Below are 8,652 nucleotides of genomic sequence, written 5' to 3' on the forward strand. Positions count from 1 at the left end.
AGCCGTGAAACTTTTTGAACTGACCAGGTTGCCCATGGCGCTCTTGGCAGGAACGCTCGCCCTGACTGCCGCGCCAGCTGTGGCCCAAGATGACTGGGATCGCTCGGTCTTGCCGGTCCCAATGACTGAGTTTGGTGGCCATATCGCGCTCCGCACCTCGGACTCGAGTCTCGATTTTCCGCGGCAGGTGTCCGCACCCGAGGGTGCGCCCAATGTTCTCTTGATCATGCCGGACGATGTGGGCTTTGGCGCGCCGACTGCCTTTGGTGGTCCCGTGCCAACCGAAGCCTATGATCGGCTTGCCGAGGATGGCCTCCTGTTCACCCGGATGCACACGACGGCACTTTGCTCTCCGACCCGATCGGCGCTGATTTCCGGGCGCAATCACCATTCCAACTCAACCGGCGTCATTATGGAGCTGGGCACTGGTTTCCCGGGCTACAACTCGCTGATGCCAAAAGAGAACGGCACCATTGCCGAGATCCTGAAAGGCAACGGGTACAACACCGCTTGGTATGGCAAGAACCACAACGTGCCGGACTGGCAGTCGAGCCAGGCCGGGCCGTTCGACCTGTGGCCGACGGGGCTTGGTTTCGAGCAGTTCTTTGGCTTCATCGGTGGCGACACAAGCCAGTTCACGCCCGCGATCTTTGACGGCACCAAGCCGATTGAGCCGCCGAACACCGATGATTACCACCTGGATGAGGACATGGCCGACCGGGCCATCAACTACATCCGGGAACAGCACGCGCTCGCACCGGAAAAGCCCTTCTTCGTCTACTACGCGCCGGGCACAAGTCACGCGCCGCACCACGCCCCGCAAGAGTGGATCGACAGGTTCAAAGGCCAGTTTGATCAGGGCTGGGACGCCGTACGCGAAGAGTCCTTCGCGCGTCAGAAAGAGCGCGGCATCATTCCACAGGATGCTGTGCTTACGCCGCGTCCGGAACAGCTTCGTGCCTGGGATTCGCTGAATGATCAGCAGAAAGAGCTCTATGCCCGCATGATGGAGGTCTATGCCGGGGCGCTGTCGCACATGGACTACCAGATCAACCGCATCATCGACGCGGTCGAGGAAACCGGCGAACTCGACAACACGTTGATTATCTACCTGATGGGTGACAACGGCGCGTCGGCTGAGGGCAGCCCGGATGGATTGCTAAACGAGATGACGTTCTTCAACAACATCCCCGTGCCCTTCGAGGACACGTATGCGCGCATCGATGAGCTGGGCGGACCGAATACGTTCGGCCACTTTCCCTCGGCCTGGGCGCACGCGATGAACACGCCGTTCCAATGGACAAAGCAGGTGGCCAGCCATTTTGGCGGGACCCGCAACGGCATGATCATCCGCTGGCCCGCTGGCATTGAAGCGCGGGGGGAGGTCCGTGATCAGTTCCACCACGTTATCGATATCATGCCGACAATCCTCGAAGCGGCTGGCCTGCCAGCACCGACCTCGATCAACGGGGTGGCCCAGTCCGAGATCGAGGGCACCAGCATGATGTATGCCTTCGATAACGCGGAGGCACCCTCAACCCGCCGGACCCAGTATTTCGAAATGCTGGGCAACCGCGCGATCTACAGTGACGGCTGGATGGCGACCACCACACCGCCGGAAGCCCCCTGGGTCAGCGTGGTAAAGCCGACCGATGTAATCACCGAGTGGGATTGGGAACTCTATAACGTTGCCGAGGACTTCACCCAGGCCAACAACCTTGCCGCGGAGAACCCCGAGAAACTGGCAGAGTTGCAGCTTCTGTTCTACGGCGAGGCAGCAAAATATGACGTGCTGCCGATTGTCAGCAGCAAGGTGGAGCGCATGGATGTCTCGCTGCGCCCCAGCCTGACGGCGGGTCGTACAGAGTTCACCTACTACGACAACATGACACGCATTCCCGAAGGCACCGCGCCCGACTTCAAAAACAAGTCGCACACCATCACGGCGCATATCGAGATCGCTGACGGGGACAATGACGGGATGCTCGTCACCCAGGGCGGCCGGTTCGGCGGCTGGGCGTTCTACGTGCTCGATGGCAAGCCGGTCTACACCTACAATGTTGCCAATCTTGAACGTTACAACATTGAGGGCGACCCTCTGTCGGCTGGCAAGCACACGATCCGCTACGAGTTCGAGTATGATGGCGGCGGCGTCGGCAAGGGCGGCATGGGCAAGCTTTTCGTTAACGATGAACTCGTTGGCGAGGGTCGGGTCGAGCGCACCATGGGCTTCCGAATCTCGCTCGATGAGACATTCGACATCGGCTCCGACGCGGGCGAACCCGTGAGCGAAAGCTACCACGTGCCCTTCGACTTCCCCGGCACGCTGGAGAAGGTCGAGGTCAAGTTGCGGTAACCGAGGTGTTCAGGTGTGGACAGGGGCATCAGCCCCTGTCTGCGCAACGAAGACATCAACAGCTATCCCTCAAATCGAATCTGGAGAACACTCTTCATGACAAGAAGAACCACCATATCCATCGCGATAATTCTGGCATTGTCGGTATCGGGATTGAGCCCGGCTTACGCTGAGGTCGAATACGAACCCATTCCAGAATTTCTCACAACGCCTGACGAGGTAGAATCGACGCGTCTCGGAACTCTGACGTTCAAAGACGGCTATCCGACGGGAGACACAGCCCAGAAGGTGCAGGATGAGCTCGACTACCTTCACGGGATTGAGACCTTCATGAACACGATCCAGGTCGTATCGATGCACGGCTTCTACAAAGGCTTTCTCGACATCGGCGTGCAGCACAACGAAGTGCTGCTGTTCGAAGAACTGATGGACGCGCATTCGCTCTTTCTCACGGCGAATGCCGACACACCCTATTTCCTGTCATTCATCGACCTGAACGATGGCCCCATGGTTGTCGAGACCCCGCCTAATGTGCTGGGCATCTTCGATGACATGTGGTTCCGTTGGGTCATCGATTTCGGCTTCCCCGGCCCTGACCGCGGTGAAGGCGGCCGGTATTTGCTGGTGCCCCCGGGATATGATGGCGTACTGCCCGAAGGCGGCTACTATGTGGCCCATTCCCGCACGAACCGGGTCTTCATGCTGGGGCGTGCGTTCCTTGAGGACAATGACCCAAAGCCACCGATGGACACGGTCAAAGAATACACCAAGATCTACCCCTATGTTCCGGGTGGAACGGGCACGAGCATCGGGTCATTTCTGTTGGGCGAAGCGCCAATCGCCGGTGTAACCACGGAACATCCTTCTCCTCGGTTCGTCAACGGCACTGGCGTGTCGTTCAACACCATCCCACCGAACGATTTCACCCATTACGAGTGGCTTCACGAAGTGATCCAGATGGAACCTGCCTCTTCGTTTGATGTCGAGCTTGCAGGGCAAGCAGCTGCAATTGGCATCGTGAAGGGTGAAGAGTTCAATCCGGATGAGCGGATGAGACGGATCCTTGATGAGGCAGTCGCGGTCGGCAACGCCGGGGCCCGTACCCTTGGCATGGGCGCACATCCCAGGGACCATTTCCGATACTACGATGAGGACTCGGCCTGGTGGGCAAGTCTTTGGGCAGGTGGCTATGACTTCATGAACCCGCCGGGTGTGGTCGAAGACGGAGAGATCAAGCCGTTGGAGGACAAAGGCGCGCGCAAGTATCATTCGCGGACGTCGTGGTTCTACACCGCTACTGGCGTGACACCGGCGATGATCATGCGGCTCGAAAACATCGGCTCGCAGTACCTGATTGCCAATGTCGATTCCGATGGTAACCCGTTCGACGGCGCCAAGACCTACAAGCTGGATCTACCGCCGGACATTCCCGCGGCGCGCTTCTGGTCGATGACGGTCTACGACAACCAATCACGCGGGATGCTGCAGACATCGCAGCGCTATCCGCGTGCGGGCAGTCAGACCTACCCGAGCCCGGCAGCCGTGGAAAACGAGGACGGTTCGACAACCATTTGGTTCGCGCCGGAACAGCCGGAAGGTGTGGAGCGGGGCAACTGGATCGAGACCGATCCGAAAAAGGGCTGGTTCACCTTCTTGCGCCTCTACTTCCCCGAGAAGGCGTTCTTCGACAAGTCCTGGCGGCCCGGTGAGTTCGAGCTGGTAAGCGGCGACTGATCGCCGTCAGGCGGGGGCGGCGTCCTGCGCCCCTGCTGCTCTTTTAACATGCAAGGTCAACTCTGATGTTAGTCAATCAACCATGCCGTCACTCAAAGTCGCAGCTGTTTTCTTTAAGTCCGAGCCTAAGGGGCGCATGCTGAGTTCAATGATGGATCCTATCGGTTGCCGAGTATTCACCGTGTCGAGACCGTCGATGTCTCCGTGAAATGAACCCGGCTTGGATACGATTGGGGCGTTCGATTTACTCCCGATCACAACGCAAACGGTAAGTTTATCAAAGACGTCGCGTTCACTGGCTTCAAAATTTCAAAGGGAGAGAACCAATGTCCAACCTTGTCATCATACTTTTTGAAGGCCGTCATGCCGCGGACGAGGCGCTACTTCGCGTCGCGAAAATGTCGAAGGAATGGGAGGCCGACATTAATGAGTTCATAGTGATTACGCGGAATGAAGCTGGCGACATCCGGATCAAGAACTCTGACACGCTCACCGCGACTGGTATGCTCGGCGGAGGTGCGATGGGTAGCCTGACAGGCGTAATGATTGGTGCGCTGGCAGGCAATCCGGCGGCTGGCCTGCTACTTGGGGCGGCTGCTGGAACCGGGATGGGAAAACTGGCCGGAGCCCTCGATCAGGCCGATGACGAAGACCGTCTGGCGGCTATGCTCGGTTCCAAACTGAAGCCAGATACCTCTGCGCTTGCAATGATCGGCTGGACCAGCCGTCCGACAAAGCTGCTCAACGAACTCGAGGGCCTCAAGGGCGAAGTGATCGAAACATCCTTATCGGTCAGTGATGAAAAAGAGCTGCGCGCCGCATTGAGTACGCAAGCCTAGCCATAGGCTAATTGACCGTCGATCGTGCGGATCGGCCACACTGATCCGCATAAAATCTGTAACCGCTCGAACTGTCCGCCATACTTTGCTGAAGGTCCGGTGGTCGACACAAGAGGTTGGGGCTGCTGGAGAAAATCGAAATGAGTGGATTGGATATTTTTGCGTGGATCGTGCTGATTGTGTTGATCCTCACATTTCTGGTCGGGTTCATTTACCTGGCCATGTTGCCAGGCAAAATCGCCACAGAGCGCAGTCATCCACAACGGGACGCGATCAATGTCGCAGGTTGGGTCGGAGCTCTGACTTTTGGGGTTTTCTGGCCGCTCGCTTTGATATGGGCTTTCACAAGGTCGCCATTGTCAAAACAGATTGAATCGAGCGGGGGCAGACGTGCGGATTCAGGAGAGACCGCATGATTGTCTTTCTAACCCTAGCTTATGTCGCGGTTTTGTTCGTTCTCGTAAAGATGAAGGTTCTACCCAACACCAAGGCCACATGGCTTTCAACGATTGTGTGGATGGTCGTGCTGTTGATCTTTCTTTTCATTCCAATGCAGTGGGGCGCTCCTTCAGGACCGATAAAGGTCCTAACACGCGCCACCCAGATTGTTCCGAATGTTGCGGGACAGGTGATCGAAGTTGCAGCGAAACCAAACGTTCCGCTGGAAGAAGGTGAAGTACTTTTTCGCCTCGATCCGGAGCCCTTCGAGATAGCCGCTCGACAGGCGGAAGCCACCCTGGCGCGGGTTGAGGCACAGGTTCGTCAGGACCAAGATGCGCTTGCCTCAGCACAAGCCCAATTACGTCAGGCTCTTGCGCAACGGGACCTCGCAAAACTACGTTTTGAAGATGACAGCAGGTTGGCCGTCAGCGGTACGATCTCTCAAAGCCGACTCGAATCAACAGAAGCCAGCCTGGAAGCTGCGGAAGGCGCTGTAGATCAAGCTCGATCTGCCGTGTCACGTGCCGAGGTGGAAATCAGTGCCCTCACAGATGACGGTGAAGTCGCGAAACTGGCTGAGGCCAGAGCGTCCCTTAACCAGGCTGAATGGAATCTTGAACAGACGATTATCCGTGCGCCATCAGAGGGATACCTGACCAATCTCGCGATTACTGAAGGTCAGCGCGTGGTTACGTTTCCCTTTGCTCCAGCGGGAGTGTTTGTCGACACAGCCGAAAAAGTTGTGATCGCCGAAGTCCATCAGATTTATCTCCGCCACATCGAAGTGGGTCAGCCTGTCGAAGTGGCTTTCAAAACAATGCCAGGTGTGTTGATAACAGGTACCGTCGAAACCGTGCTCGACATTGCCTCGCAAGGGCAAGCGCAGGTGACCGGTACGGTGTATCAGGCAGGTCAGATCGCGAGCGAACCGTTCATTGTAAGGATAGTTCTCGACGATCCAAACATCCTAGATGAGATCCCGCCTGGTGCCGCCGGAATCGCGGCGATTTACACAGAAAGCGCGTCCGCCACACATGTTATTCGTAAGGTCATCATTCGGATGAACTCAATCTTGAACTACATCCGCCCGGACATTTAGAAGTTCAATAGTTGCGAAGCTTACTTGCTACTTGGCTTAAACAAACACTTTAAGCGGAGATTTCTAGACTGTGGTTTGGTGATCCACTTTGGACCACTGAGAGGCATTTGAATGATTTTCGTAATGTCGGCTTTGTCCGCATAGCAGACGTTGGCTTGTTGCAACGTCGGGTCTGCTAGGCGTCCAAAAGCGGACAACGAGACGTCATGTCGGACGATCAGTTTGAACTGCCTGAAGAAAGTCGTTGGGCCATGGTATGACCAATCCGCGGTGATCTTTGTTCAGTTCGATCACAGGATGCCGGCCTGGCTCCCGGAACACGCGAATAAGTCGTTTCTTTTCTAAGGACCGAAGCGCCCTGGAACGCGCCCCGCGGCTGGCCAAGCCCGCAGCAACATAATGCCGGGTCTGTAGTCTGAACGTGTCGACCTTACGCAACTCAGCATGTCGAATGAGAGCCAGGATCAGCCGTGTGGCCGGTTCGAAACGGGCAGACACCTGCTCTGTCACCCTGTCATAGCCAGTCGCATTGCCTCGAACAGGGCTTTCGGTTTTCAGACCACTAATTAAACCAATAAACAAACTAGACCCGGGTGTCCGGTTCCCGAACACCTCCCGTCCACCTTCCGGACGCTCACCCGACCGTTTGGCGGAAGACCTTTGAATAAGAATCCTGGCGGTTGCAGGGTCGAGATCTGAAAGATGGTGGTCCTCCAGCGGCGTGATTGAGACATCCTGCGGAATACCGTTTTTTGCAATTTCCCGAGCAACAGTCGGGTCGAGGATCAACAGTTCGTCTGATTCCCCCCACTTCACGGATTTGTTTCTAGTACGATACTCGCGTGTTTGTTTCGCCAAGACTTCTCCAGGCTTCTCGCCAGGGGTCAAGATTCGGCGAAACCTGGTCATTCGCGTCTCCGGTGACGCGGAAGCGCGGCCTCAACGATCTTCCACATTGCATCGCCTTTCGCTCCGCGCATGTTCTGACCAGGTCGGATCACATCTACTTCGACGGGGATTGGATGGCCCAAGACTGCCTTGGCAGCATTTTCCATAACTTGGGCTACCAGCGGGACCAGTTCCTCAACCTCAATGAGATCGCACTCGATTAAGACGGCATCATGCAGTGGGAAAGCGATGCGCACAAAGGGTTTACGCGCCAGACCGAGGGACTTGAACCCGAAGTTCTGATGTCTGCTTTGTCCGAGTATTTCGAAGCAATGGAAAAAGAGATATCCGGTAATCAGGGTACAGTGGATAAGTACATTGGAGATGCCATTATGGCTCTATGGAACGCTCCACTCGATGATTCTGATCACCCTGTTCATGCTTGTCGAGCAGCTTTGGCGTGTTTACTGGCTGAGGCGAAACTCAATTCTGACAATGGAGCGTTACCCTTACGTCCGTTGCACACACGTTTTGGCCTACACACCGGTCGCGTAGTGGTCGGTAATGTCGGGTCTCTCTCAAGATTGCAATACACTGCGCTTGGTGCTGCCGTTAATTTTGCTTCCAGACTAGAAGGGTTGAACAAAGTTTACGGTACAAGGATTCTTATATCGGAAGACGTGGCTGTTCATGTCAAGAACAGGTTTTTGCTGCGCGAAATTGACTTTGTCGTGCCTGCCGGGACTAGCTTTCCTAGTCGTATCTTTGAACTAATCGCGGAAAAAGATGATGAGGGTGGTTTTCTGGTGAGCGCAGCCAAGAAACGCGAACTCGAAGAATGGCGCGCATGCTATGCCTTGTATCAGTCTGGAAAATGGGCTGATGCATTAGACGCCCTCCAGAGGCATCGAGAAATCGCAGCTAACAAGCGTCTTGTAGATGTCTTTATCGAACGTTGCAGCAGTTTTGCGTTTAAACCACCGGCCGCTTGGGATGGTGTTTACCGTTTCGAGAGGAAATGAATGAGAAGCGCAGCAAACCATCATTCCGATGGGCCTCAGGCCAATCATGCGCTTGCAATCAAATTGCCCCCGTCAAATCAGGCCAACCAAAAACGGGCATTGCTTCGGATAGCGGCGTATCTTCAGTCCGAGCCAGAAAACGGGCAACCTTAGTACCAAGTCTACCACAAGCATCGCCAGAAAGATCTAAATTCGAAGTGTTCCTCTCGTGGCGAGGATGGGAAAATCGCGGGTCATTTCACGAGAAGTCTTTAAGAGCTCTGTGCCAAAGGC

7 protein-coding genes are annotated in these 8,652 nt (G+C 55.8%); 6 read left to right on the forward strand and 1 reads right to left on the reverse strand.

What is annotated here, in order from left to right:
* The first annotated feature begins 4 nt into the window (after positions 1–4).
* From GS632_RS13025 to GS632_RS13045, 5 genes are all read left to right on the forward strand, one after another.
* On the forward strand, positions 5–2,356 hold the full coding sequence (locus GS632_RS13025) for an arylsulfatase (RefSeq protein ID WP_371810052.1): 2,352 nt from the start codon (positions 5–7) through the stop codon (positions 2,354–2,356).
* A gap of 96 nt (positions 2,357–2,452) precedes the next feature.
* Complete coding sequence (locus tag GS632_RS13030) at positions 2,453–4,090, forward strand: DUF1254 domain-containing protein (protein WP_170612385.1); 1,638 nt, start codon at positions 2,453–2,455, stop codon at positions 4,088–4,090.
* Between the two features lie 326 nt (positions 4,091–4,416).
* A complete protein-coding gene (locus GS632_RS13035; RefSeq protein ID WP_171721998.1) occupies positions 4,417–4,929 on the forward strand; it encodes a DUF1269 domain-containing protein in 513 nt (170 codons plus the stop codon).
* 140 nt (positions 4,930–5,069) lie between these two features.
* Positions 5,070–5,345 (forward strand): DUF3302 domain-containing protein, encoded by a 276-nt coding sequence (locus GS632_RS22370; protein WP_170422179.1) that lies wholly within the window; start codon positions 5,070–5,072, stop codon positions 5,343–5,345.
* Positions 5,342–6,469 carry an HlyD family secretion protein gene (locus tag GS632_RS13045; protein ID WP_170422152.1) on the forward strand — a complete coding sequence of 376 codons (1,128 nt, stop codon included), beginning with the start codon at positions 5,342–5,344 and terminating at the stop codon, positions 6,467–6,469. Before GS632_RS22370 ends, GS632_RS13045 begins: the two co-directional genes overlap by 4 nt.
* Before the next feature lie 204 nt (positions 6,470–6,673).
* Here GS632_RS13045 and GS632_RS13050 read toward each other — a convergent pair whose 3' ends face one another.
* A complete protein-coding gene (locus GS632_RS13050; RefSeq protein WP_171721997.1) occupies positions 6,674–7,378 on the reverse strand; it encodes a hypothetical protein in 705 nt (234 codons plus the stop codon).
* Between the two features lie 212 nt (positions 7,379–7,590).
* Here GS632_RS13050 and GS632_RS13055 point away from each other — a divergent pair, with 212 nt between their 5' ends.
* The gene (locus tag GS632_RS13055) at positions 7,591–8,379 is read left to right on the forward strand and encodes an adenylate/guanylate cyclase domain-containing protein (protein WP_171721996.1); all 789 of its coding nucleotides are present in this window, start codon (positions 7,591–7,593) and stop codon (positions 8,377–8,379) included.
* Positions 8,380–8,652: the final 273 nt, after the last annotated feature.

Origin of the sequence: Ruegeria sp. HKCCD7296 (assembly GCF_013110775.1) — a bacterium.
Classification (GTDB): domain Bacteria; phylum Pseudomonadota; class Alphaproteobacteria; order Rhodobacterales; family Rhodobacteraceae; genus Ruegeria.

What these genes read in the sequence shown, in the direction of transcription:
- GS632_RS13050 (WP_171721997.1), bottom strand. Translation starts at nt 7,378, where the DNA reads ATGACCAGGTTTCGCCGAATCTTGACCCCTGGCGAGAAGCCTGGAGAA.
- GS632_RS13055 (WP_171721996.1), top strand. Translation starts at nt 7,591, where the DNA reads ATGCAGTGGGAAAGCGATGCGCACAAAGGGTTTACGCGCCAGACCGAG.
- GS632_RS13045 (WP_170422152.1), top strand. Translation starts at nt 5,342, where the DNA reads ATGATTGTCTTTCTAACCCTAGCTTATGTCGCGGTTTTGTTCGTTCTC.
- GS632_RS13030 (WP_170612385.1), top strand. Translation starts at nt 2,453, where the DNA reads ATGACAAGAAGAACCACCATATCCATCGCGATAATTCTGGCATTGTCG.
- GS632_RS22370 (WP_170422179.1), top strand. Translation starts at nt 5,070, where the DNA reads ATGAGTGGATTGGATATTTTTGCGTGGATCGTGCTGATTGTGTTGATC.
- GS632_RS13035 (WP_171721998.1), top strand. Translation starts at nt 4,417, where the DNA reads ATGTCCAACCTTGTCATCATACTTTTTGAAGGCCGTCATGCCGCGGAC.